This is a genomic window from Streptomyces sp. NPDC101234 (assembly GCF_044767525.1).
In the GTDB taxonomy this organism is placed as follows: domain Bacteria; phylum Actinomycetota; class Actinomycetes; order Streptomycetales; family Streptomycetaceae; genus Streptomyces; species Streptomyces sasae.
The window spans coordinates 192772-216211 of sequence record NZ_JBIWOA010000017.1 but is presented as its reverse complement, the minus strand read 5'-3'; the positions used below and the strand labels follow the sequence as shown (position 1 = coordinate 216211).

The 23440-nt window shown below is 69.8% G+C and carries 22 protein-coding genes; 9 read left to right on the top strand and 13 right to left on the bottom strand.

The features are described 5' to 3' along the window. Positions 1-242: 242 nt before the first annotated feature. The 4 genes from ACIRR9_RS29735 to ACIRR9_RS29720 all read left to right on the top strand — a co-directional run bounded on the left by ACIRR9_RS29735 (position 243) and on the right by ACIRR9_RS29720 (position 4157). Positions 243-1616: an extracellular solute-binding protein gene (locus tag ACIRR9_RS29735; RefSeq protein ID WP_403757896.1), complete on the top strand. Its 1374-nt coding sequence runs from the start codon at positions 243-245 to the stop codon at positions 1614-1616. Then, positions 1613-2479, top strand: coding sequence for a carbohydrate ABC transporter permease (locus tag ACIRR9_RS29730; protein WP_403757893.1), 867 nt, complete (start codon positions 1613-1615; stop codon positions 2477-2479). The genes ACIRR9_RS29735 and ACIRR9_RS29730 overlap by 4 nt, the downstream gene beginning before the upstream one ends. Before the next feature lie 9 nt (positions 2480-2488). After that, entirely contained in the window at positions 2489-3343 is an 855-nt protein-coding gene (locus ACIRR9_RS29725) for a carbohydrate ABC transporter permease (RefSeq protein WP_403757890.1), read from the top strand. Positions 3344-3443: 100 nt separating this feature from the next. After that, positions 3444-4157: an XRE family transcriptional regulator gene (locus ACIRR9_RS29720; RefSeq protein WP_403757887.1), complete on the top strand. Its 714-nt coding sequence runs from the start codon at positions 3444-3446 to the stop codon at positions 4155-4157. Between the two features lie 13 nt (positions 4158-4170). Here the strand turns inward: ACIRR9_RS29720 and ACIRR9_RS29715 are convergent, their stop codons facing one another. Continuing rightward, positions 4171-5196 carry an ATP-dependent 6-phosphofructokinase gene (locus tag ACIRR9_RS29715; RefSeq protein ID WP_403757884.1) on the bottom strand — a complete coding sequence of 342 codons (1026 nt, stop codon included), beginning with the start codon at positions 5194-5196 and terminating at the stop codon, positions 4171-4173. A 186-nt stretch (positions 5197-5382) separates the two neighbouring features. Between ACIRR9_RS29715 and pta the strand changes: the two genes are divergently transcribed. The 3 genes from pta to pyk all read left to right on the top strand — a co-directional run bounded on the left by pta (position 5383) and on the right by pyk (position 10216). Further along, the gene (gene pta, locus ACIRR9_RS29710; RefSeq protein WP_403757881.1) at positions 5383-7497 is read left to right on the top strand and encodes a phosphate acetyltransferase; all 2115 of its coding nucleotides are present in this window, start codon (positions 5383-5385) and stop codon (positions 7495-7497) included. Then, positions 7494-8711: an acetate kinase gene (locus tag ACIRR9_RS29705; RefSeq protein WP_403757878.1), complete on the top strand. Its 1218-nt coding sequence runs from the start codon at positions 7494-7496 to the stop codon at positions 8709-8711. The genes pta and ACIRR9_RS29705 overlap by 4 nt, the downstream gene beginning before the upstream one ends. A gap of 80 nt (positions 8712-8791) precedes the next feature. Next, a complete protein-coding gene (gene pyk / locus ACIRR9_RS29700) occupies positions 8792-10216 on the top strand; it encodes a pyruvate kinase (protein WP_403757875.1) in 1425 nt (474 codons plus the stop codon). A gap of 95 nt (positions 10217-10311) precedes the next feature. Here pyk and ACIRR9_RS29695 read toward each other — a convergent pair whose 3' ends face one another. The 5 genes from ACIRR9_RS29695 to ACIRR9_RS29675 all read right to left on the bottom strand — a co-directional run bounded on the left by ACIRR9_RS29695 (position 10312) and on the right by ACIRR9_RS29675 (position 15179). Beyond that, a complete protein-coding gene (locus tag ACIRR9_RS29695; protein WP_403757872.1) occupies positions 10312-10776 on the bottom strand; it encodes a hypothetical protein in 465 nt (154 codons plus the stop codon). 110 nt (positions 10777-10886) lie between these two features. Continuing rightward, positions 10887-12245, bottom strand: a complete 1359-nt coding sequence (locus ACIRR9_RS29690) for a hypothetical protein (RefSeq protein WP_403757869.1) — start codon at positions 12243-12245, stop codon at positions 10887-10889. Continuing rightward, positions 12235-12786, bottom strand: a complete 552-nt coding sequence (locus ACIRR9_RS29685) for a DUF6114 domain-containing protein (protein WP_365348724.1) — start codon at positions 12784-12786, stop codon at positions 12235-12237. The genes ACIRR9_RS29690 and ACIRR9_RS29685 overlap by 11 nt, the downstream gene beginning before the upstream one ends. A 147-nt stretch (positions 12787-12933) precedes the next feature. After that, complete coding sequence (locus ACIRR9_RS29680) at positions 12934-13581, bottom strand: DUF6230 family protein (RefSeq protein WP_365348722.1); 648 nt, start codon at positions 13579-13581, stop codon at positions 12934-12936. 623 nt (positions 13582-14204) lie between these two features. Further along, the gene (locus ACIRR9_RS29675; protein ID WP_403757865.1) at positions 14205-15179 is read right to left on the bottom strand and encodes a tetratricopeptide repeat protein; all 975 of its coding nucleotides are present in this window, start codon (positions 15177-15179) and stop codon (positions 14205-14207) included. A gap of 176 nt (positions 15180-15355) precedes the next feature. On the opposite strand from ACIRR9_RS29675, the gene ACIRR9_RS29670 reads away from it, so the two are divergent. After that, entirely contained in the window at positions 15356-15991 is a 636-nt protein-coding gene (locus ACIRR9_RS29670) for a TetR/AcrR family transcriptional regulator (RefSeq protein ID WP_403757863.1), read from the top strand. Positions 15992-16139: 148 nt separating this feature from the next. Here ACIRR9_RS29670 and ACIRR9_RS29665 read toward each other — a convergent pair whose 3' ends face one another. The 4 genes from ACIRR9_RS29665 to ACIRR9_RS29650 all read right to left on the bottom strand — a co-directional run bounded on the left by ACIRR9_RS29665 (position 16140) and on the right by ACIRR9_RS29650 (position 20160). Further along, positions 16140-17840: a methylmalonyl-CoA mutase gene (locus tag ACIRR9_RS29665; RefSeq protein ID WP_403757860.1), complete on the bottom strand. Its 1701-nt coding sequence runs from the start codon at positions 17838-17840 to the stop codon at positions 16140-16142. Between the two features lie 92 nt (positions 17841-17932). Then, positions 17933-18271, bottom strand: coding sequence for a DUF3817 domain-containing protein (locus ACIRR9_RS29660; protein WP_123974070.1), 339 nt, complete (start codon positions 18269-18271; stop codon positions 17933-17935). Positions 18272-18381: 110 nt separating this feature from the next. Beyond that, a complete protein-coding gene (locus ACIRR9_RS29655; protein WP_365348713.1) occupies positions 18382-18891 on the bottom strand; it encodes a MarR family transcriptional regulator in 510 nt (169 codons plus the stop codon). A 21-nt stretch (positions 18892-18912) separates the two neighbouring features. Further along, the gene (locus ACIRR9_RS29650; protein WP_403757857.1) at positions 18913-20160 is read right to left on the bottom strand and encodes an MFS transporter; all 1248 of its coding nucleotides are present in this window, start codon (positions 20158-20160) and stop codon (positions 18913-18915) included. Between the two features lie 76 nt (positions 20161-20236). Here ACIRR9_RS29650 and ACIRR9_RS29645 point away from each other — a divergent pair, with 76 nt between their 5' ends. Next, a complete protein-coding gene (locus tag ACIRR9_RS29645; protein ID WP_403757854.1) occupies positions 20237-21226 on the top strand; it encodes a DUF5937 family protein in 990 nt (329 codons plus the stop codon). A gap of 124 nt (positions 21227-21350) precedes the next feature. Here ACIRR9_RS29645 and ACIRR9_RS29640 read toward each other — a convergent pair whose 3' ends face one another. Genes ACIRR9_RS29640 through ACIRR9_RS29630 form a run of 3 tightly spaced genes read right to left on the bottom strand, consistent with a single transcriptional unit; the run spans position 21351 to position 23418 of the window. Further along, positions 21351-22001: a TetR/AcrR family transcriptional regulator gene (locus tag ACIRR9_RS29640; RefSeq protein ID WP_123974074.1), complete on the bottom strand. Its 651-nt coding sequence runs from the start codon at positions 21999-22001 to the stop codon at positions 21351-21353. Further along, a complete protein-coding gene (locus tag ACIRR9_RS29635; RefSeq protein ID WP_403757851.1) occupies positions 21998-22678 on the bottom strand; it encodes a DUF4166 domain-containing protein in 681 nt (226 codons plus the stop codon). The genes ACIRR9_RS29640 and ACIRR9_RS29635 overlap by 4 nt, the downstream gene beginning before the upstream one ends. Then, on the bottom strand, positions 22675-23418 hold the full coding sequence (locus ACIRR9_RS29630) for a hypothetical protein (RefSeq protein WP_403757848.1): 744 nt from the start codon (positions 23416-23418) through the stop codon (positions 22675-22677). The genes ACIRR9_RS29635 and ACIRR9_RS29630 overlap by 4 nt, the downstream gene beginning before the upstream one ends. Positions 23419-23440 lie beyond the last annotated feature (22 nt).

The following is a 23440-nucleotide window of genomic DNA, read 5'->3' as shown; positions in this document are numbered from 1 at the left end:
CGGCCGGGCACCGCAACCGCGTCCCCGGGGCAAGGCCGCGTATCCAGATGAGGGATCCGTGCAGTAGGGGCCGACCGGCGCGCGCACCTTGGTCTTCTCCAGCACCGCGACGCGCATCCTCACCCCTCCCCCACACAGCAAACCCCCGCACACGCATTGACCTGACTAGACCACTCCACTTACCTTCACACGGCAAGAGAGACGAACCCCCAGGCCACAGCGCAGTGCGTCCCGAGGAGGTCGTGCCCGTGCGCCCCACCGCCGTCAGCATCCTTGCCCTCTCCCTCGTCACCGCAGCCGCCTCCCTGACCGCTTGCAGCAGCGGATCCGGGAGCAGTCCCGACACCGTCAAGGTCTCCTTCAAGGAGTCCATGGACAACACCGTCAAGGTGACGGACAACTACCTCGCGGACATCAAGAAGCAGTTCGAGAAGGAGTACCCGGGGAAGAAGGTCGAGCTCGTCCCCATCAAGGCCTCGGACGCCGACTACTACACCAAGCTGGAGCAGATGCTCCGGTCGCCGAGAACCGCGCCCGACCTCGTCTACGAGGACACCTTCCTCATCAACTCCGACATCACCAGCGGGTACTTGAAGCCCCTCGACTCCTATCTCGCCAAGTGGCGGGACTGGGGGCAGTTCATCGACACCGCCAAGGCCGCGGCGCGAGGGGAGGACGGGAAGACGTACGGGGTGCCGGACGGGACCGACACCCGCGGGCTGTGGTTCGACAAGCGCGTGTTCGAGAAGGCCGGGCTGCCGGCCGACTGGCAGCCCAAGAGCTGGGACGACGTGCTCGCCGCCGCCCGGACCATCAAGCAGAAGGTCCCCGGCGTCACGCCCCTCAACGTCTACACCGGCAAACCCGCCGGCGAGACCGCCACCATGCAGGGCTTCGAGATGCTGCTCTACGGCACCGGCGATGGGACCTCCGACCCCCTGTACGACAAGGCGAGCAAGAAGTGGATCGCCGGGAGCCAGGGGTTCAAGGACGCGCTGTCGTTCGTCGAGACCGTGTACAAGGACAAGCTGGGGCCGGACGTCTCCGACGCGCTCGATCCCAACTACCGGAACACCGTATGGGGTGAGCTGATGCCCCAGGGCAAGCTGGGCATCAACCTCGACGGGTCCTGGCTGCCGCAGTCGTGGGGCAGGAACAGCGGGCACGAGTGGCCCGACTGGTCCAAGGATCTCGGGCTGGCGTACATGCCGACCCAACAGGGCCAGGCCCCCGGCAAGGTGAGCATGTCCGGCGGCTGGACCTGGTCCGTCCCGGCCAAGGCCGGCAACCCCGATCTCGCCTTCGACTTCGTCAAGACCATGCAGACCAAGGCGAACGCCGAGAAGTGGTACATCGCCAACTCGGGGATCGCGGTGCGCAAGGACGTCGCGGGCGATCCTTCGTACGCGTCCGCCCAGCCCGGCATCAAGTTCTTCACCGATCTCGTCGCGAGCACCCACTACCGGCCCGCCTACCCGGCGTACCCGAAGGTCTCCACCGCCATCCAGGAGGCCATGGAAGGGGTGACCACCGGGGACGCGTCCGTGGAGAAGGCCGCGAGTACCTACGACTCGACGCTCAAGGACGTCACCGGCAACCAAGTGGTCACCCAGTGACAGCGATCACGCGTCGAATCTCCCGCGCCCTCCCCCTCACCCCCGCCCTCGTCCTGCTGCTTCTCTTCCTCGCCGGGCCCATCGTCTACTGCGCCTACATCGCCTTCACCGACCTCCAGCTCACCGGCCAGGCGCACGCCTCCTTCGTCGGGTTCGCCAACTTCCGCAGGGCGTTCCACGACGACGCCTTCCTGAACGCCGTCTGGCTGACCCTCGTCTTCACCGTGCTGTCCTCGCTGCTCGGGCAGAACACGCTGGGGCTGGCGCTCGCCGCGCTGATGCGGCGGGCATCCAAACCGGTGCGGACGCTCACCGGCGGGATCGTGATCACGGCGTGGGTGCTGCCGGAGGTCGTCGCCGGGTTCCTGCTGTACGCGTTCTTCCGGAAGGAGGGGACCCTCAACGCCATCCTCGACTTCCTCCATCTGCCGTCCCAGAACTGGCTGTTCACCCTGCCCATCCTGGCCGTGTCGTTCGCCAACGTGTGGCGGGGCACCGCCTTCTCGATGCTCGTCTACTCCGCCGCCCTCGACGAGATACCGGACGAGATCGAGGAGTCCGCGGAGGTCGACGGCGCCGGCGGCTGGCGGCGGATGTGGCACATCACGCTGCCGATGATCCGGCGGTCCATCGGGACGAACCTGATGCTCAACACGCTGCAGACGCTGTCCGTGTTCGGGCTGATCTGGGTGATGACCCGGGGCGGGCCGGGCGACAGGAGCCAGACACTGCCCCTCTTCATGTACGAACAGGCCTTCCAGAACAGCATGATCGGGTACGGCACCGCCGTCGCGCTGCTGCTGCTTCTCGTCGGCTCGCTCTTCTCCGTCGTCTACATGCGGCTGCTGCGTACGGAGGTGTGAGACAACCAGATGCCCCGCTCCCGACGCGGTTCCGGACACCGCTCCAGGCGCCGGTCCCGGCGCCTGGCCGCCGACCTCGGCCTGCTCGTCGTGGCCGCCGCCTTCGTGCTCCCGCTCGCCTGGGTGGTGCTCTCCGCCGTCGACCCGCACGCCGGTCTCCGGGTGAAGGTCCCGGACGGGTTCACCTTCGGCAACTTCGACGCGATCCTCACCCCCGACATCACCTACACCCCGCTGCTCAACAGCCTGATCCTGTGCGGGGGCGCCACCGCGCTGACGGTCGTCTGCGCCGCCCTCGCCGCCTACCCGCTCTCCCGCTACCGGTCCCGGCTCAACCGGCCGTTCCTGCTCTCCGTCCTGTTCGCGACGAGCCTGCCGATCACCGCGATCATGGTGCCGGTGTACGCGCTGTTCGTGCGGATCAATCTCATCGACACCATGCAGGGCACGATCCTGTTCTTCGCCGCCTCCCAACTCCCGTTCGCCATCTGGCTGATGAAGAACTTCATGGACGGCGTGCCGAAGGAGCTGGAGGAGGCCGCCTGGACGGACGGGGCCAACTCCGCCCAGTCGCTGGTGCGGATCGTGCTTCCGCTCATGGGACCCGGTCTCGCCGTCGTCACCGTCTTCGCCTTCGTGATGATGTGGGGCAACTTCTTCGTCCCGTTCATGCTGCTGCTCTCGCCGGACCAGATGCCCGCCTCGGTCAGCATCAACGACTTCTTCGGCAACCGTGGCATGGTCGCCTACGGCCAGCTCGCCGCGTTCTCCGTCATCTACTCGACGCCGGTGATCCTGCTGTACGTGCTGGTCGCGCGCCGGCTGGGCGGTGGGTTCGCACTGGGGGGCGCCGTCAAGGGATGAACAGGTAAGCACCAACGGTGAATCCGTACGTTCCCACCATCCGTGTTCCTGGCCGAACGGACCGTAGTCCGCACCCTCGCGCACCCTTACCTTGGCGGCTGTGCGCCGACCCCCAGCTCTGCCGAACCAGCCAGGTCCCCCCTTCAACGCCCCCGCCGCCCGCAGGCTCCGCGCCGCTCTCGGCATGGGGCCCGAGCATGTGGCCCACGATCTACGGGCGTCGTACGGGCTGCCGTACGCCAGCCCCGATCTCGTGCGCGCCTGGGAGCAGGGGGCGGCGACCCCGACCAGCCCCGAACTCACCGCGCTGGCGGGGGTGTTGTGGTGTCTTCCGGGTGACCTGATCGGCCGGCCGCGGACCCTGCGCGAACACCGGATCGCGCAGGGCATCGCTCCGGAGGAGGTGGCGTCGGCCGTCGGCCTCGATCTCCTCGGCTACCTGGAGATGGAGGAGGACGAGAACTGGCGGGGCACGGAACGCCAGTCCGCCGCCCTGGCCGAGCTGCTCCGGCTATCCCTGGCGGACTTCATCACCGTCACGGGAAGGGAGGAGAAGCTGGCCGACCTGCTCCGCAGCGCGGCCACCACCCGCTGGCAGGGCCAGGTCCGGCCGGTGGGCAAACTGCTCCCGCTGGACAAGCACCTGATCGAGGACGCCCTGCGCGACCTGCACGAGGCCTACCAGGGCCAGATGACGGCAACGCTGTCATGGGGCGACTCGCCCGCGTCGGCAGAGGCCGAAAGAAGGGGCCAGGAGTTCCTGGCCCAGGTGGTGGCCCACTTCTGGAGGCGGGTCGAGACCCCGGCCCCCTGACGTATGGCGCCCTTCAGAAAACGGACTCGGCCTCGTCCATCCGGTCCTTCGGCACCGTCTTCAGTTCGGTCACCGCCTCGGCGAGCGGCACCATCACGACGTCCGTCCCCCGCAGCGCCGTCATCCTCCCGAACTCCCCCCGGTGCGCCGCCTCCACCGCGTGCCAACCGAACCGCGTCGCGAGGACGCGGTCGTACGCGGTGGGTGTGCCGCCCCGCTGGACGTGCCCGAGGATGACCGGCTTGGCCTCCTTGCCGAGCCGCCGCTCCAGCTCGTACGCGAGTGCCGTGCCGATGCCCTGGAAGCGCTCATGGCCGTACTGGTCGATCTCGCCCTTGCCGTAGTCCATCGTGCCCTCGGCGGGGTGGGCGCCCTCCGCCACGCACACGACGGCGAACTTCTTGCCGCGGGAGAAGCGCTCCTCGACCATCTTGACCAGGTCGGCGGGGTCGAAGGGGCGCTCGGGGAGGCAGATGCCGTGTGCGCCCGCGGCCATCCCGGACTCCAGAGCGATCCAGCCCGCGTGCCGGCCCATGACCTCGACGACCATCACCCGCTGGTGGGACTCGGCAGTGGTCTTGAGCCGGTCCATCGCCTCCGTGGCGACGCCCACCGCGGTGTCGAAGCCGAAGGTGCGGTCCGTGGAGGAGATGTCGTTGTCGATGGTCTTCGGGACGCCGACGACCGGCAGGCCGGCGTCGGACAGCATGCGCGCCGCCGTCAGCGTGCCCTCGCCGCCGATCGGGATCAGCGCGTCGATGCCGAACTCTTCCACCATGTCGGTGGCCAGCTCGCAGGCTTCGCGCAGGCGGTCCCGCTCCAGCCGCGAGGAGCCCAGGATCGTGCCGCCGCGGGCCAGGATGCCGCCGACGTCGTCCAGGTCGAGGGTGCGGTAGTGGCCGTCGAGCAGTCCCCGGAAGCCGTCCTCGAAACCGATGACCTCGTCGTCGTACTGGGCGACAGCCCGGTGCACCACCGATCGGATGACGGCGTTCAGGCCGGGGCAGTCGCCGCCTGCGGTGAGAACTCCGATGCGCATGGTGGTGTGTCTCCTGCTCGCTTTCGTGACCGGTGAGCCGATCCGATTGTTTCATGCCACGCGGGGCGCTGAAATCCTGACGGGCGCCTTATCCGGCGTCAGGGGTATTGTCAAGAGGGTTCCGCTCACCCCGGTGGGCGATTTTTATGCGGCCACACCAGTACGACACAGGGATGGAGTGCACACGTGACGCGCAGCGTGTACGTGACCGGGATCGACCGCGGCGACGGCCGCCAGGTGGTCGAGCTGGGCGTGATGGAGCTGCTGACCCGACAGGTGGACCGGGTCGGTGTGTTCCGCCCCCTCGTCCATGACCGTCCCGATCGTCTGTTCGAGTTGCTCCGCGCGCGGTACCGCCTCTCCCAGGATCCGGCGACGGTCTACGGCATGGACTACCACGAGGCGTCCGCCCTCCAGGCCGAGCGGGGCGCCGACGAACTGGTCTCCACCCTCGTCGACCGCTTCCACCTGGTCGCGCGCGACTACGAGGTCGTCCTCGTGCTCGGCACCGACTTCGCCGACACCCAGGTCCCGGACGAGCTGTCCCTGAACGCCCGGCTCGCCAACGAGTTCGGCGCCTCGGTGATCCCGGTGGTGGGCGGCCGCGACCAGAGCACGGAGTCGGTGCTCGCGGAGACCCGGAACGCCTTCCGGGCCTACGACGGTCTGGGCTGCGACGTGCTGGCGATGGTCGCGAACCGGGTGGCCCGCGAGGATCGCGACGAGATCGCCGAGCGGATCGACGGGCGGCTGCCGGTGCCGGTGTACGTGCTGCCGGACGAGCCCGCGCTGTCCGCGCCGACGGTCGCCCAGATCACCCACGCGCTCGGTGCGAAGGTGCTCCTCGGCGACGACTCGGGGCTGGCTCGGGACGCGCTGGACTTCGTGTTCGGCGGGGCGATGCTGCCGAACTTCCTGGGTGCCCTGACCCCGGGCTGTCTGGTCGTCACCCCGGGCGACCGCGCCGACCTGGTCATCGGCTCGCTGGCCGCGCACAGCGCCGGCACCCCGCCGATAGCCGGCGTGCTGCTCACCCTGAACGAGCGGCCCACCGACGAGATCCTCACCCTGGCCGCCCGGCTCGCCCCGGGCACCCCGGTGATATCCGTGCCCGGCAACAGCTTCCCGACCGCCGCCCAGCTGTTCTCGCTGGAGGGCAAGCTGAACGCGGCCACCCCTCGCAAGGCGGAGACCGCGCTCGGTCTGTTCGAGCGGTACGTCGACACCGCCGGCCTCAACAAGCGGGTCTCGGCGCCGAGCACCGGCCGGCTCACCCCGATGATGTTCGAGCACAAGCTGCTCGAACAGGCCCGTTCCGACAAGCGAAGGGTCGTGCTGCCGGAGGGCACCGAGACTCGGGTGCTGCACGCGGCGGAGGTGCTGCTGCGCCGGGGGGTATGTGACATCACCCTGCTCGGACCGGTCGACCAGATCCGCAAGAAGGCCGCCGACCTGGGCATCGACCTCGCCGACGCCCAGCTGATCGACCCGGCCACCTCCGAACTGCGCGACGGCTTCGCCGAGCAGTACGCCCTGTTCCGCGCCCACAAGGGCGTGACGGTGGAGCTGGCGTACGACGTGGTCTCCGACGTCAACTACTTCGGCACGCTGATGGTGCAGGAGGGGCTGGCGGACGGGATGGTGTCGGGTTCGGTGCACTCGACCGCCGCGACCATCCGGCCCGCCTTCGAGATCATCAAGACCACGCCGGGGTCGTCGATCGTGTCGTCCGTGTTCTTCATGTGCCTCGCCGACAAGGTGCTGGTCTACGGCGACTGCGCGGTCAACCCGGACCCGAACGCCGAGCAGCTCGCCGATATCGCCATCCAGTCCGCCGCGACCGCCGCCCAGTTCGGCGTGGAGCCGCGGATCGCGATGCTGTCGTACTCGACGGGTACGTCCGGTTCGGGCGTGGACGTGGACAAGGTGCGGGAGGCGACCGAGCTGGCGCGCTCGCGCCGGCCCGATCTGATGATCGAGGGGCCGATCCAGTACGACGCGGCCGTGGAGCCGTCCGTCGCCGCGACCAAGCTGCCGGGCTCCGCGGTCGCCGGGCAGGCCAGCGTGCTGATCTTCCCGGACCTGAACACCGGCAACAACACCTACAAGGCCGTGCAGCGGTCGGCCGGCGCGATCGCGGTGGGTCCGGTGCTGCAGGGGCTGCGCAAGCCCGTCAACGACCTGTCCCGGGGCGCCCTCGTCCAGGACATCGTCAACACCGTCGCCATCACGGCGATCCAGGCCCAGAACGCGGCCGGGGCCCCGGCCGCGTCCCCGAGCGAGAAGGCAACCGCCCAGTGAGCCCCAGTCCGACCCGTGTCCTCGTCCTCAACTCCGGCTCCTCGTCGGTGAAGTACCAGCTCCTTGACATGCGGGACAGCAGCCGGCTTGCGGTTGGTCTGGTCGAGCGGATCGGCGAGCAGACCTCGCGGTTCAGGCACACCCGTCTCGGCAGCGGCGACACCCGGGAGCAGGACGGGCCGATCGCCGATCACGAGGCCGCCCTGAAGGCGGTGGCGGAGGAGCTCACGAGGGACGGGCTCGGGCTCGACTCGCCGGAGCTGGCCGCGATCGGGCACCGGGTGGTGCACGGCGGGATGTTCTTCACCGAGCCGACCGTGATCGACGACGCGGTGCTCGCCGAGATCGAACGGCTGATCCCGGTCGCCCCGCTGCACAATCCGGCGAACCTGACCGGCATCCGCACGGCACAGGCGCTGCGCCCGGACCTGCCCCAGGTCGCCGTCTTCGACACGGCGTTCCACACCACGATGCCGGAGTCCGCGGCCCGCTACGCGCTCGACCCGAAGGTCGCCGACCGGCACCGGATCCGCCGCTACGGCTTCCACGGCACCTCGCACGCGTATGTCTCCCGGGAGACGGCCCGGCTGCTGGGCAGGGCGCCGGAGGACGTCAACGTCATCGTGCTGCACCTCGGCAACGGGGCGTCCGCGTCCGCCGTCCGGGGCGGCCGGTGTGTGGACACCTCCATGGGGCTGACGCCTTTGGAGGGGCTCGTGATGGGAACCCGTTCCGGCGATCTGGATCCGGCCGTCATTTTCCATTTGGCCCGAGTTGGCGGAATGTCCATGGATGAGATCGACACTCTTCTCAACAAGAGGAGTGGTTTGTTCGGGCTGTGCGGTGACAACGACATGCGGGAGATCCGGCGCCGGATCGACGAGGGCGACGAGGACGCGAAGCTCGCCTTCGACATCTACATTCACCGTCTGAAGAAGTACATAGGCGCCTACTACGCCGTGCTCGGCCGGGTGGACGCGGTGGCGTTCACGGCGGGGGTCGGGGAGAACGCGGCGCCCGTGCGGGAGGCGGCCGTCGCCGGACTGGAGACGCTGGGGCTGGCCGTGGACCCGGAGCTGAACGCCGTACGGGCGGACGGGCCGCGGCTGATATCGCCGGCGGTCGCGCGGGTCGCGGTCGCCGTGGTGCCGACCGACGAGGAACTCGAGATCGCGACGCAGACGTACGCACTGGTCGACGCCGGTCGGAATTAACAGCTGAGCACATTAGCGCCCATTTGTATCTTCCACCAGACGGAATATTCCGTAGCGAAACAAACCGATAGGATCGCCCCATGCGCCGTTCGAAAATCGTCTGTACTCTCGGCCCCGCGGTCGACACCCACGAGATGCTCGTCTCCATGATCGAGGCCGGCATGAACGTGGCCCGGTTCAATTTCAGCCACGGCTCGCACGCCGAGCACCAGGGACGCTACGACCGCGTCCGCGCCGCCTCCAAGGAGACCGGCCGGCCCATCGGCGTCCTCGCCGACCTCCAGGGCCCGAAGATCCGTCTGGAGACCTTCGCCGAGGGACCGGTGGAGCTGGAGCGCGGTGACGAGTTCGTCATCACGACCGAGGACGTCCCGGGCGACAAGCACATCTGCGGTACGACCTACAAGGGCCTGCCGGGCGATGTCTCGCGCGGCGACCAGATCCTGATCAACGACGGCAACGTCGAGCTGAAGGTCCTGGACGTCGAGGGCCCGCGGGTGAAGTCGATCGTCATCGAGGGCGGCGTCGTCTCCGACCACAAGGGCATCAACCTGCCCGGTGCGGCCGTCAACGTGCCCGCGCTGAGCGACAAGGACATCGAGGACCTGCGGTTCGCGCTGCGCATGGGCTGCGACATGGTCGCGCTGTCCTTCGTGCGGGACGCCAAGGACGTCAACGACGTCCACCGGGTGATGGACGAGGAGGGCCGCCGGGTCCCCGTCATCGCCAAGGTGGAGAAGCCGCAGGCGGTCGAGAACATGGAGGGCGTCGTGCTGGCGTTCGACGCCGTGATGGTCGCCCGTGGTGACCTCGCCGTCGAGTACCCGCTCGAGAAGGTCCCCATGGTGCAGAAGCGGCTCATCGAGCTGTGCCGCCGCAACGCCAAGCCGGTGATCGTGGCGACCCAGATGATGGAGTCGATGATCACCAACTCCCGCCCGACCCGCGCCGAGGCCTCCGACGTGGCCAACGCGATCCTGGACGGCGCCGACGCGGTCATGCTGTCCGCCGAGTCCAGTGTGGGCGCGTACCCGGTCGAGACCGTCAAGACGATGTCGAAGATCGTCGCCGCGGCCGAGCAGGAGCTGCTGAGCAAGGGCCTGCAGCCGCTCGTCCCCGGCAAGAAGCCGCGTACGCAGGGTGGTTCGGTGGCCCGTGCCGCCTGCGAGATCGCCGACTTCCTCGGCGGTCGCGGCCTGGTCGCCTTCACGCAGTCCGGTGACACGGCCCGCCGCCTCTCCCGCTACCGCGCCCAGCAGCCGATCATCGCCTTCACCACCGACGAGAACACCCGCAACCAGCTCACCCTCAGCTGGGGCGTGGAGTCGCACGTGGTGCCGTTCGTGAACACCACGGACGAGATGGTCGACATGGTCGACATGGAGATCGCCAAGATCAACCGCTTCAGCCCGGGCGACACCGTCATCATCACGGCCGGTTCGCCCCCCGGCGTCTCCGGCACCACCAACATGCTCCGCGTCCACCACATCGGCGGCGGCAAGTGACGTCCCTTTGAAGGGTCTTGTACGACACCGAGGGCGCTCCCGACAGGGGGCGCCCTCGGTCCGTGTCGGGGCCCATCGACCCCGGCACGGTGGCGTCACGCGGTCGGCGGTGCTCCCACCGTCTCGCGCAGCCAGGTGTGGTCGCCCAGTTCCGGATGGGCGGCGGTGATCAGCCGTACCGCCTCGGCCTTCGCCCGCTCGGCGAGCCCGCCCAGTTCCTCCCAGGTCAGTACGGCAGTGGCCGGCGGCCACTCCGTCGTGAGGGTGACCGTCGACCCCTCGCGGTGGAAGGAGTAGACGTGCTGGGTGAGGGAGGCCTCGGCCTCGACATCAGCGCGGGTCCCCAGCTCCCGCACCGCGAGGTCCGGCAACAGGGCCAGGTCGGCCACGGGCTCTCCCCGCAGCCGCACACCGAGGTCCACACCGTGGACGACCAGCCGCAGATCGGCCTTGAAGTACCTCAGGCAGAAGTCCGAGGCGTTCAGGTCCGCAACCGGTGGCCGCCAGTCCGGTGACCAGGAGCCGTCGTCAGCCCGCGGCTCGAAGGCGAAAGTGATCATCTCTGCTTTCCGCTCCGCCGTCGAGTGCCGGACAGGGCTGTGCCCCGCCGAGTCGGTACTCGGCGGGGCACAGCCTTCTCGCGGCTCCCGAACGGGTCTGTGGACGGAGCTCAGCTGGTTCCGTCGGTCGTGTAGACGTGCATCCCGGGCACGTGCAGGGTGCCGCCGAACTGGGCCGCCTGAACGACCTTCACGTTGGTGAAGTAGATCAGCGGGATGTTCAGCGGCGGCGGGTTGTCCGGGCTGAACGTGATCGGGATCAGGCCGAAGAGGTTCCCGGAGATGGACTCCGTGTACATCGTCGTGGCGCCACCGGTGATCGTCGACGTCGAACCGCTGGCCGCCTGCACGTGGTAGGTCTTGCCGATGGTCGTGTCCTTGACCGTCTGATGCAGGTTGCCGATGTCGGTGCCGCCCGAGATGACGTACTTCAGCACCTTCTTCTTCGCGCCGCTGGCCGTCTTCACCTCGACCACACCCTGGTAGTCGGCACTCTTCAGCGTGAGCGAACTGGCGCTGAGGTACCAGGGGTTGTCCGCCACCGCCTCCTTGTTGTCGACGCCGCTCACGTCGTCGGTGGCGGCCTCGCAGTTGCCGGCCGAGGTGGTGGAGCTCGCGGACGGGCTCGGCGAGGCGCTGGAGGTGGCGTCGGCGGCAGCCTTGGTCGCCGTGCCGGTGGTGTCCTTCACGGTGTCCGTGACCGCCTTGGTGGCCTTGGAGACCGTGTCCTTGACGGTGCCGGAGGCGCTGCTGCCGGCGTCCCTGCTCGACGACTTGCCCGAAGTGGACGAAGAGGACGAGGAGGAGGAAGACGACGACTTGGACGACGCGGATGCCGACGGCGACGGCGTCGCGCTCGCCGTGGAGTCCGACGAGCTGCTCGTCGTACCGCCGCTGAGGATGCCGGTGATCGCGTCCCCGATCGTCTCCAGCAGGTTGCCGCCGCTGCTCGCGGAGGCGGACGGCGACGGGGTCGCCGTGCTGTCGGAGCCGGACGAGCCGGATGAACCCGACGAGTCCGAGGACGACGTGGACGACGACTTGGACGCGGACGGCGTCGGCGTGGCCGTGTCGCCGGAACCTGAATCCGACGAGGACGACTTGCCCGACGACGTCGAGTCCTTCGTCGCGTCGGCCGACGCCGTGGCGGACGGCGTGGCCGAGGACGTGGAGTCGTCGCTCGCGCTCGCGGAGGGCGAGGCGGAGTCCAGGGCGGTGACGCAGTCCTTGTACTCGTTGGCCTTCTGGCTGTTCGACGTCGACGTGTTGTTGGTGTCCGCGATCGCGAGCGACGACGTGAACCCGAAGCCCACGAGCACGGCCGTCGGCATCGCCACGGAGGCGATCGCCTTGCCCGCCGGCATGTGGAACCTGGTGAACAGCGGCCTCTTGGGTGCCGCATGGCGCGGCCCGGTTCTCACACGGGACTCGTCCACATCAGTCCCGTGGGTCACCTCGTCAGCCGGCACTGTGCCTCCCGTTCGCCCCGTTCACCGGGCTCGTTCCTGACAGGTCGTTCGAGTCGGCCACGCCCTCCGAGCCCGCGAAGTACGTGGCCTCGTCCGGGGTGTCGTCCCCGGCCGACGGCGCGTCACCCTCCGGCTGCGGCTGCTTGGGCGCACCAGGCCCCCAGGCCACGGCCATCGCTCCGCCGATCAAAGCGAGCAGGAAGCCCACGATGAAGCCGCCGAAGTTGGACACCGGAAGGGACACCAGCGCGAGCAGGATCGCGGCGACACCCGCGAAGGTGCGGATGTGCTTCTGGAACCAGACGCTGATGCCCAGGACGACGAGCAGCACGCCGATGATCAGGGATCCGGCACCGGCGGTGGTGGCCATGGCCACCGTGAGGTTGCCGATCTGGAGGTGCGCGTACGGGAAGTACATGATCGGGAAACCGGCGAGCAGGATGTACAGACCGGCCCAGAACGGCCGGGTGCCCCGCCAGGAGCGGAACTGCAGCCTCCGGCGGGTGAACTGACCGGGTGCGGCAGGAGTCTCGACGCTCATGGAAAACAGCTCCCTGGTGCGGCGTTGCTGTGGTGGTGATGCTGTGTGGCGCGGTGATGGTGCGTTGTACCGCGTGTGAAGACCGTGGGAAGAAGGGGGACGGGCGGGGGTGCCGTCGGCTCCCCCGCCCCGCCCGTCACGGAGTGCTTAGTAGCACTCCGCACCCTTCGTCGAGATCGACATGTGCAGACCGCTCAGCTTGAAGGTTCCGGCGGTGGTGGCCCACGCCGTCTGCTTCACGCCGGACAGGGAGGCGTGGTCCGCCTCCTGCGCGAACCCGTTCGGGTTCGTCTGCTTGTTGGAGACCTCGTCCGACTTGATGCCCGGACCCTTGGTCGAGCTGCCGGCCGCGACACCGATGTTGATGTTGGTGAACGTCGCGTCGGCGCTCAGGTCGTCGAGGTCGATGTACAGCTTGCTGGCCTCGACCGGCTTGCTGCTGTCGGTGCCCGCGTGCAGGATCAGGCTGACGTTGCCGAAGATCGGAACGTTCGGGGTGACCACGGACTGGCACAGGTTGGTGATGGTCGCGGTGTTGAACGCCGAGACCGCCACCGGGTGGATCGTCTTGTCACCGGCGAGGGTGACACCCGAGTCGACGGCACCGTACTGGACGAAGCCGTCACCCTCGAGCTGGTCGGCCGTGACCTTGAACTGCTGGCCCGACACGCTGAACGACGCGGCGAGAGCGCCCTGCGCGAGGGCGACACCTATCGCGGCCGTAGCGGCGACGCTGGGCACCATGACCACAGCGAAGCGCTTCCATCTGGTCCCGCCACGCACCTGGGACTCCATATTTCCTCCTTCTCGGACGTACATCTCCTGGCCCGGTATCGCCACCGGCGGCGGCTCGGCCGGGCAGGGATGGGAGAAGTGCTACGTCCTCGGAAGGGGAGCGCCCGAGCTCGGAGGTACGAACGGCACCTCGATCACCGGCGATCACCCCCGAGCGACAACCACTGGTCGCGCCTGACACGCATCACGCACAACCTTGCTGGACAGGCTTCGCCACAAGGCGAAGACCCCCCTGCCCAAGAGCCGGCGCCACTGCCGCCGACTCTGCTCGGTGGGGACCCAGATGAACCCACCGCACCCGATTGGCTGTCGGGGTAGGGGAATGGACCGAGCGTCGCCGATCGTGGTGCATTCTCGCCGCCCGCACAAGGGGCTTCGTTACTGGGTAGTAACGGGCGGATAACCGAAGGACGACCCGCTGGTCTCGGAGAGCGACTCTGGGTGGCATCCAGGGGCAGAGCAAAACCGTTTATCCCTGGACGGAATCAGACAGATCAACGCCCCTGATTTACTCCGAGTAACAGCGGCCGCGATTACCAAGATTTGGTAAAGAGCGACCGCTGTGACCTCACCTCGGCCAATCTTTCACTCGGGCATCACAGGACGTGACGTTTAGCGACTGGTCAGAACAACGCCCGCGCCAGCGCCCGGCGCGCGCCCACGACCCGCGGATCGTCGGTGCCGACGACCTCGAAGAGCTCAAGAAGCCGCCGCCGTACGGCGTCCCGGTCGCCCCCCGCCGTCCGCTGCACGGTCTCGATCAGCCGCCCGAAGGCGTCCTCGACATGCCCGCCCACCAGATCCAGGTCCGCGGCCGCGATCTGCGCCTCGGCGTCGGCCGGCTTCTCGGCCGCCTCCTTGCGCACCTGCTGCGGGTCCGAGCCCTGTACGCGCTGGAGCAACTCGGCCTGCGCGAGTCCCAGTTTGGCCTCGCTGTTGGCCGGGTCGTCGCTCAGCACGTTCTGGTAGGCCTGGATCGCACCGCCCAGGTCTCCCGCGTCCAGCGCCTGGACCGCGGCTTCGAGGAGGGCGTCGTAGGGGCCGGCCGACACCGCGGGCCCGGCCGGGACGGCACCCGGCTGCGCGTCGGGGTCGACGACCAGTCCGGTCAGCCCGAAGCGCTCCTCGGCGACCTGCACCAGCTGGTCCAGCGTCCCCCGGATCTGCTCCTCGCTCGCCGTGCCCTGGAAGAGCGGCAGTGCCTGCCCGGCGACGACGGCGAACACCGCCGGGATGCCCTGGATCCCGAACTGCTGCATCAGCATCTGGTTGGCGTCGACATCGATCTTGGCCAGCAGGATGCGGCCGTCGTACTCGACGGCGAGGCGCTCCAGGACCGGGCTCAGCTGCTTGCAGGGCTGACACCACTCGGCCCAGAAGTCGATGACGACGGGGACTTCGGCGGACCGCTGCAGGACATCGCGCTCGAAGCCTGCTTCGTCGACGTCGATGACCAGGTCGGCGGGGGATACGGCACCGGCCCCACCGTGCCGGACCGCTTCGGCGCGCGCCTGCTCGGCCTTGGCCTTGGCCTCCTGGGCCGCCTTCACCGCGGCGAGGTCGACGACGCCGCTCATGGACATGTTCCGTGGCTGCATGCGTCTATCCTCCCCCGTTCCCGCGCGTGCGTGAAAAGCGTTGTGAAAGCCGGGTCCGGCGAACCGCCCCAGCTTTCGCTACGACCCGTAGCGTAATACCCCCGGGAACCCCCGCGACACCACATTCCGGTGATCTCCCTCACGGCATCACATGAACCGCCGGTTATGGTCGTGGCATGCAGAGCCCTACCCCCGCCGGCCGTACCGGACGCCCGCGCAGCGCCGCCGCCGACACGGCGATCCTGGCGGCGACGCGCGAGGCACTGGTCGAACTGGGCTGGTCCAAGCTCACCTTGGGAGACGTGGCGACAAGGGCCGGGGTTGCAAAAACGACGCTCTACCGGCGCTGGGCCGGCAAGAACGAACTCGTCGTCGACGCGGTGGCGGAGCTCTTCGACGAACTCGAACTGCCCGACCGCGGCAGCCTGGCCAACGACATCGAGGGCGTGGTGCTCCAGTTCGCGGCGATCCTGGACCGCCCGGAGGCCAAGAGCGGACTGATGGCGGCAGTGGCCGAGTCGACCCGGGACGAGGCACTGCGGGAACGTATCCGCTCCTCCATCGTGGACCGCCAGAAGCGGCTGGTCGTGGCGGGCCGGTCCCGGGCCCAGTGCCGCGGCGAACTCCCCGCGGAGCCGGATCCGGAGGAGGCCGCCCGCACGGTGGACCTGATCTTCGACATGGTGGCGGGTGCGGTGGTCCACCGCACCCTGATGAGCGGCAAACCGGCGAACGAGGAGTGGGTACGCGATTTCACCCGCGTACTACTACAGGGCCTCGGCTCAGAACCCCCCGAACCAACCACCCCATGACCAACCGCCCGAACCGATCGAGACGGCCACTCCCCCACCCACCGAGTCGGCCACGACGGCCACGGCGGCCACTTCTCGATCGGCCGAGTCGGGTGGTGGGTGGGCGAAGGGACGGGGGTCCAGGGGGCGGAGCCCCCTGGGACGTCGGCTAGAAGCCTGCCGGCTCCGTGTACACCCCCCACTCGTCCCGCAGCACCCCGCAGATCTCGCCCAGGGTCGCCTCGGCGCGCACCGCGTCCAGCATCGGCCCGATCATGTTGGCGCCGGACCGGGCCGCGGCCAGCATGGCGTCCAGCGCGGTGCGCACCGCCGCGTCGTCCCGTCCGGCCTTCCGCTCGCCGAGCGTCCGCACCTGCTCCCGCTCCACCTCGTGCGAGACCCGCAGGATCTCCAGGTCGCCGGTGACGGACCCGGGGTGGACGTTGACGCCCACCACCCGCTTGTCGCCCTTCTCCAGCGCCCGCTGGTACTGGAACGCGGACTCGGCGATCTCCCCGGTGAACCAGCCGTCCTCGATGCCCCGCAGGATCCCGGAGGTGACCGGCCCGATCGGGTGCCGCCCGTCCGGATGGGCGCGCAGCCCCCGCTCCCTGATCTGGTCGAAGATCTTCTCCGCGTCGGCCTCGATCCGGTCGGTGAGCTGCTCGACGTACCAGGAACCGCCCAGCGGATCCGCCACGTTGGCGACCCCGGTCTCCTCCATGAGCACCTGCTGGGTGCGCAGCGCGATCTCGGCGGCCTGCTCGCTCGGCAGCGCGAGGGTCTCGTCGAGGGCGTTGGTGTGCAGCGAGTTGGTCCCGCCGAGCACCGCCGCCAGCGCCTCCACGGCCGTACGCACCACGTTGTTGTACGGCTGCTGGGCGGTCAGCGAGACACCCGCGGTCTGGGTGTGGAAGCGCAGCCACTGGGACTTGTCGGACCGGGAGCCGTAGACGTCCCGCATCCACCGGGCCCAGATCCGGCGCGCGGCACGGAACTTGGCGATCTCCTCGAAGAAATCGACGTGCGCGTCGAAGAAGAAGGAGAGGCCGGGTGCGAAGACGTCGACGTCGAGGCCGCGGCTGAGGCCCAGTTCGACGTAACCGAAGCCGTCCGCGAGGGTGTACGCCAGCTCCTGCGCGGCCGTGGCCCCCGCCTCGCGGATGTGGTAGCCGGACACGGACAGCGGCTTGTACGCGGGGATGCCGGCCGCGCAGTACTCCATGAGGTCGCCGATGAGCCGCAGGTGCGGCTCGGGCTGGAAGAGCCACTCCTTCTGGGCGATGTACTCCTTGAAGATGTCGGTCTGGAGCGTGCCGTTGAGGACCGACGGGTCGACGCCCTGCCGTTCGGCGGCGACCAGGTACATGCAGAAGACCGGGACGGCCGGACCGCTGATGGTCATCGACGTCGTGACGTCGCCCAGCGGGATGTCCTTGAAGAGGACCTCCATGTCGGCGGCGGAGTCGATGGCGACCCCGCAGTGCCCGACCTCGCCGAGCGAGCGCGGGTCGTCGGAGTCGCGCCCCATGAGCGTCGGCATGTCGAAGGCGACGGACAGACCACCACCGCCGTTGCCGAGGATCATCTTGTAGCGCTCGTTGGTCTGCTCGGCGTTGCCGAACCCGGCGAACTGGCGGATGGTCCAGGTCCGCCCGCGGTAGCCGGTCGGATACAGCCCGCGGGTGAAGGGGTACTCACCCGGCCAGCCGATCCGCTCGAATCCCTCGTACGTGTCACCCGGCCGGGGCCCGTACACCGGCTCCACGGGGTCACCGGAGAGCGTGGTGAAGTCGGCGTCCCGCTTGCGGGCCGCGTCGTAGCGGGCCTGCCAGCGTCGGCGGCCCTCCTCGATGGCGTCAGCGTCCATACCCTCGAATTTACTAGGACGTCCAAGTAAATGTCGATGGAGAACCGCCGCACGGGTGTCCGTACGGCGGTGAAACCCGGCTTTCGGGCCGGTCAGGCCTTGGCGGGCACCGGAGTGCCGTCCGTCACCTTGGCGTCGAGCTCACGGGTGACCTTGCGCTCCACGAAGAAGGCGGCTGTCGGGACCGTGCCCGCCAGCAGCACCCACAGCTGCTTGCCGACCGGCCACTTCGCCTTGGAGCCCAGGTCGAAGGCGAAGACCAGGTAGACGACGTAGAGCCAGCCGTGCGCGATGGCGACGACCCGGGTGACGTCGGCCGCACCGGAGATGTCCAGCCCGTACTTGGCGATCATGCTCAGGCACAGCAGCACCAGCAGCACACCGGTGACATAGGCCAGGACGCGGTAGCGGGTCAGCACGCTCTTTTTCATGGGGACGAGCGTAACCACCCGTTCCGGGAGATCTTGTCCCGGGTCACCGCTTGCCGAGGACCTTTTCCACTCCTCTTCTACTCCTCTTCTACTCCTCGGCCACTCCTCGGCTACTCCTCGTCGAAGTCGTGCGCCGAGACCCGCAGCGGCCGCAGCATCGCGAAGATCTCCGCGCACTCCTCGGCGTCGTACGCCCCGAGCCCGAAGTCCATCGCCATCAGGTCGCGGGTGGCCGCCTCGACGACCTCGCGGCCCTTCTCGGTGATGGTGGCGAGCGTGCCGCGCCCGTCGTTGGGGTTGGGCCTCCTGGCGACCAGGCCGGACTTCACCAGCCGGTCCACGGTGTTCGTCACCGAGGTCGGGTGCACCATCAGCCGCTCACCGATCTTCGACATCGGCAGCTCGCCGGCCTTGGAGAAGGTGAGCAGCACCAGCGCCTCGTAGCGCGCGAACGTCAGCCCGTACGGCTTGACCACCGCGTCGACCTCGGACAGCAGGATCTGCTGGGCCCGCATGATCGAGGTGATCGCGGCCATCGACGGTACGTTTCCCCAGCGCTGCTTCCAGAGGTCGTCGGCACGTGCGATGGGGTCGAAGGGAAGACTGAGAGGCTTGGGCACGGCACCGACCCTACCGGCCGGTCATATATCGGTCAGCTGTGTCTCGGCCTTCGGTCGGGATTGCTGCGAGGCCGGGCGCGCCGCCCGCCGGGCGCTCATCGCGAGCCCGCAGCAGCACACCACCCCGACCGCCCCCGCCCCGGCGACGGCGGCCCGCACCCCCACCAGCTCCGCCGCCACCCCGGCCAGCGTCATGCCGACCCCCTGGATGGTCATCAGCCCCGCGCTGAGCACGGTCATCGCCCGCCCGCGCAGCTCCTCGGGCACGGCCCGCACGAACCACTGGTCCAGTCCCAGCGTGTACGCCGACCCCGCCCCCGACACCAGCAGGAGCAGCAGCGACACCGCGAGGGACGGGTGCAGGGCGTAGCCCAGGTACGGCACCAGGGTGAGGCAGACCAGCGGGAGGGCGATCCGCTCCCGGGCGGCCGGGCCGAGCCGGGCCCCCGCGAACAGTTCCCCGGCGACCGTGCCGACCGGCAGCGCGCACATCAGCAGGCCGAGCCCGGGGGAACCGGCGCCGAGCGCGTCGGCGTAGGGGGCCGCGAGGGCCTCGGGGACGACGGCGAACATCGCCGGGATCCAGAAGAGGAGGAGCAGACGGCGGACACGGGGGTCGGAGAGGAGGTGGCGGGTGCCGGTGCGCTCCTGGTCCCGGCCGCCGCGCGCGGGGCGGTGCCGGGTGCCCAGCCGCAGCAGCGCGGCCGAGGCGAGGAAGGTGACGACGGTGATCAGCAGGGCGTGGCGCGGGCTGAGGACGGCGAGGAGGAGTCCGCCGAGGCCGTAGCCGACGAGCAGCGCGCTCTGCGCGACGATCCGCAGCAGGGAGCGGCCGAGGACGAACAGGTCGCCGCCGCCGAGGATGTCGGAGAGGGTCGCCATCCGGGTGCCGGCGAACACCGGTGACACGACGGCGAGCGCACAGCGCAGCGCGAGCAGCACACCGATCCCGGTCCCCGGCACCGCCATCACGGCCACGCACCCCGCGCACACCAGGTCGCAGACCACCAGCACCCGCCGGGCCGGGTGACGGTCGCCGACCCCGGCCAGCAGCGTGCCGCCGACCAGGTACGGCAGGAAGCCCAGCGCGAAGGTCAGCGCGCTGAGCAGCGGCGACCCGGTGAGGTCGTACACCAGCACGGACAGCGCGATCTCGCTGACGATCACACCGAGCATGGACAGGACATGGGCGGCGAAGACGGCACGGAACTCGGGAACGGCGAGGACACGGCCGTAGCCGGCGGGCTGCTGCAGAGCGGGGGTGGACATGAACGGCAGCGTGCCCGCACCGCGCCGCACGGCTTAGAGTTTCGGCACCAGCCGAATCTTCCGTCCAGGATCCGTGATGCCCTCCCACCTCCACTTCGACGAGGACGACTTCCTCCGGTGCCGGTTCGCCGTGTCACCGCTGTGGGAGACGCAGGAGGCGGTGCGCACGCTGCGGCGGCCGGACCGGCACGGATATCACGCGCCCTGGCTGCGGCGGATCCGGGCGGTGGCCGCCGGTCTCGACCTGACCCCGCTGTGGCTGCTGATGCCCCGGAGCGGCCACACCCCCGACTGGCTGATGCCGCCGCCCACCGGCCCGGCGGCCTCCGTCGAGGAGGAACTGGCGGCGCTGCGGGCGGTGGACCCGGAGACGGCCCGCGCCGACACCGCCCGCTCGCTCGCGGACACCCCGGGCGCGCGGGAGTCGGCGACGGCCCGCGCCTGGCTGGCCGATCCGCCGCGCATGGTGCGGGAGTTGACGGACGTGCTGGAGGAGGCCTGGGAGGTCCTGATGGCCCCGGACTGGCCCCGGCTGCGCGGCCTGCTGGAGGCGGACATCGCCTTCCACTCCCGGCGGCTCGCGGAGGTCGGCCTGGGCGGGCTGCTGCCGGAGCTGCATCCGCGGCTCGGCTGGCGGGCCGGGACGCTGACCGTGGAGTCGGCCGGTGTGTACGAGCGGCGGCTCGGCGGGCAGGGCCTGGTACTGATGCCGAGCGTGTTCGCCTGGCCGGACGTGATCAGCACCTTCGACCCGCCCGCGCGGCCGATGCTGGTCTACCCCGCCCGGGGCATCGGCGGCCTGTGGACCGACCCGGCCGAGGACACGCCCGGCTCCCTGGTACGGCTGCTGGGCCGCGGCCGGGCCACCGTCCTCACGGCACTCTCCGAGCCCGCCACCACCAGCGCCCTCGCCCACCGGCTGGGGCTGGCCCCCTCCTCGGTCTCCGCGCATCTGACGGTGCTGCGCGACACGGGCCTGCTCACCTCACGCCGCTACGGCCACCAGGTGCTGTACGAACGAACCCCGCTCGGCATCGCACTGGCATCGGGGACATCGGCCGACTGACCCGCGCCACGACAGGACCCATGCCCGAAGCCCCCGCCGGGCCATCGCCCGACAGCGGCCGGCCGAACGGCACCCGCGGGAACGCATGCCGGGCCCCGCGTAGCCGAGCAGATCCGTCGGCCCCCTACCCGCGGCCGGCGCGGCGCAGATGGTGTCGGACCGCGCGCTGGGCGACCGGGCCCAGTTCGTCCAACGCGGCCACCAGCGCGCCCAGTTGTTCCAGGGCGTCCAGGGCAGCCTGGGCGCCGGACGCGTCGACGCCCTCGTACAGCTCGATGCCGACGAACGACGCGGCCACCGCGCGGGCGAGCCCGGCCGGGTCGGTGAACTCGCCGAACGGGGTGGCCGCGAGGACCCGGACGAGCACCGTCTCGACCTCGGCGATCCACAGGTCGAGCCCGGCCGCCGTGGCGGGACGGAGCACCTCGTGGGTCTGGGCGCCGGCGAGCAGCTGGCCGAGCAGGGCGACATGGCCGCCCGCGCGCGCCTCCTGGTGGACCTGCCGCCCCACAGTGAGGAGTTCGGAGAGCGAGCCGACCGCGGCGAGGCGGGGGCGGAACCTGGCGACGGCCTGTTCGGCGCCGTACCGGCAGGCGGCGGCGAGGAGTTCGTCCATGGATCCGAAGTGGTAGAAGACGAGCGCCTGGTTGACCCCGGCGGCCGCCGCCACCGTACGGGCCGACGTCTTGGCGATCCCCTGCTCGGTGAGCGTCCGCAGCGCGCCCTCCAGCAGTTTGTGCTTGGTCTCCTGGGACTTGGCGGTCTCCGGACTCACGCGCGCGACTCCTCACGCACCGGCCGCAGCCCGGCCCGCACCCCGCGGCCGCGGATGTCGGTGTACGACGCCTCGAAGGAACCCTGGTAGCCGAAGAGCGGCCCGAAGTGCCGGTTCACGACCCGCACCTGGATGCGGAAGCGGCCGGTGCGGTCGTCGTAGGACTCGCGCACCTCGGCGGTGGCGCCGACGAGTTCGGGGACCCGGACGTCCACCGGGCCCTCCCTGAACCGGTGTTCGCCGGAGCGGATCAGCAGGGAGCCGTCCGGCTCCGCGTGGAAGTGCAGTTCGCTGGCGAGGTGCTGATGGGTGCCGAGGTAGTCGAGGATGCGGTCGCCCTTGGGACTGAGCACCATCTGGGCGTCGAAGCGGCGGGCACGGCCGGGCAGGTCGAAGGTGCGCACGAAGGTCACCGTCTCACGGCCGAAGGTGTCCAGGTAGGGGACATTCTCGATCTTGAAGGGGATGTTCCTGCCCTCGCGCGGGACCAGGATGTTGCGGGTGGTGCCGAGCGACAGGAACGGCTTCACGAAGGCCCCGCCGTGCCAGATCCGGTCCATCACCCCCCGGCCGGTACAGGCCTCGCCGCTCGCCAGACCGACCGAGAAGCGCCGCTGGAGCTGCGGGTGCAGACGCTCGAAGTCGGCGCCCAGCACGGCCCGGAACATCGAGGTCACGCCTGTTCCTCCAGGGTGCGCAGGATCCGGGGCGCGGTGACCCGGACGGGCGGGGTGCGCAGACAGCGGCGGGCCGCGGGGGTGGTGGCGAGGGGCGACTTGAACAGGGCCAGGAAGAGGGCTACGACGAGGAGGAGCGGGAGCGGGAAGGCGACGGTCGGGGAGAGCGCGCCGAGCTTCGGGCCCTGGCCCAGGCCGACTCCGCAGCCGACGATCACCAGCGCCCGGACCGCCAGCTCGGCCAGCCAGTTCCGGCGCGCCCGTTCCGGGGTGATCCCGTGCTCCAGCCACAGCCGCAGCCGGTCGAAGGACCAGGCGGTGGCCCAGCCCATCAGGGGGCGGAAGAGCAGCCGGTCGGCGAGCGCCCCGAAGGCGCCCCAGCGGGGGCGGTAGTCGTAGCCGGTGAGGAAGCGGACGCCGTCGGCGACGGGGACGTAACGCCAGTAGCCGCTGCCCTCGGCGAGCAGCGACAGCGGGTGCGGGGAGGCGAAGCGCAGGGCGGAGGTGCGGGTGCCGTCGAGGCGCTCCTTGTCCCCCGCCGAGACACCGGTGCCCGTGACGGTCAGGAACGGCAGCACACGCGTGGCGTAGCGGAAGCGCTGCGGTTCGCCCTCCGCGCACGGCAGGCACTCGATCTCGGTGAACCTCAGGTCCCAGCGCTGGTGCCGGGCCGGGTCCTGGCTGTGGGTCCACAGTTCGTCGAGGTCGGCGCGGATGTGCGCCTCTATGTAGAGCCCCATTGGTGTCGTACCCCCGTCACCT

Bases quoted from the DNA above. Each gene is read 5' to 3' on its own strand.
- ACIRR9_RS29725 (WP_403757890.1), top strand. From the start codon at position 2,489: ATGCCCCGCTCCCGACGCGGTTCCGGACACCGCTCCAGGCGCCGGTCC.
- ACIRR9_RS29715 (WP_403757884.1), bottom strand. From the start codon at position 5,196: ATGCGCATCGGAGTTCTCACCGCAGGCGGCGACTGCCCCGGCCTGAAC.
- pyk (WP_403757875.1), top strand. From the start codon at position 8,792: ATGCGCCGTTCGAAAATCGTCTGTACTCTCGGCCCCGCGGTCGACACC.
- ACIRR9_RS29695 (WP_403757872.1), bottom strand. From the start codon at position 10,776: ATGATCACTTTCGCCTTCGAGCCGCGGGCTGACGACGGCTCCTGGTCA.
- ACIRR9_RS29685 (WP_365348724.1), bottom strand. From the start codon at position 12,786: ATGAGCGTCGAGACTCCTGCCGCACCCGGTCAGTTCACCCGCCGGAGG.
- ACIRR9_RS29680 (WP_365348722.1), bottom strand. From the start codon at position 13,581: ATGGAGTCCCAGGTGCGTGGCGGGACCAGATGGAAGCGCTTCGCTGTG.
- ACIRR9_RS29675 (WP_403757865.1), bottom strand. From the start codon at position 15,179: ATGCAGCCACGGAACATGTCCATGAGCGGCGTCGTCGACCTCGCCGCG.
- ACIRR9_RS29670 (WP_403757863.1), top strand. From the start codon at position 15,356: ATGCAGAGCCCTACCCCCGCCGGCCGTACCGGACGCCCGCGCAGCGCC.
- ACIRR9_RS29665 (WP_403757860.1), bottom strand. From the start codon at position 17,840: ATGGACGCTGACGCCATCGAGGAGGGCCGCCGACGCTGGCAGGCCCGC.
- ACIRR9_RS29660 (WP_123974070.1), bottom strand. From the start codon at position 18,271: ATGAAAAAGAGCGTGCTGACCCGCTACCGCGTCCTGGCCTATGTCACC.
- ACIRR9_RS29650 (WP_403757857.1), bottom strand. From the start codon at position 20,160: ATGTCCACCCCCGCTCTGCAGCAGCCCGCCGGCTACGGCCGTGTCCTC.
- ACIRR9_RS29645 (WP_403757854.1), top strand. From the start codon at position 20,237: ATGCCCTCCCACCTCCACTTCGACGAGGACGACTTCCTCCGGTGCCGG.
- ACIRR9_RS29630 (WP_403757848.1), bottom strand. From the start codon at position 23,418: ATGGGGCTCTACATAGAGGCGCACATCCGCGCCGACCTCGACGAACTG.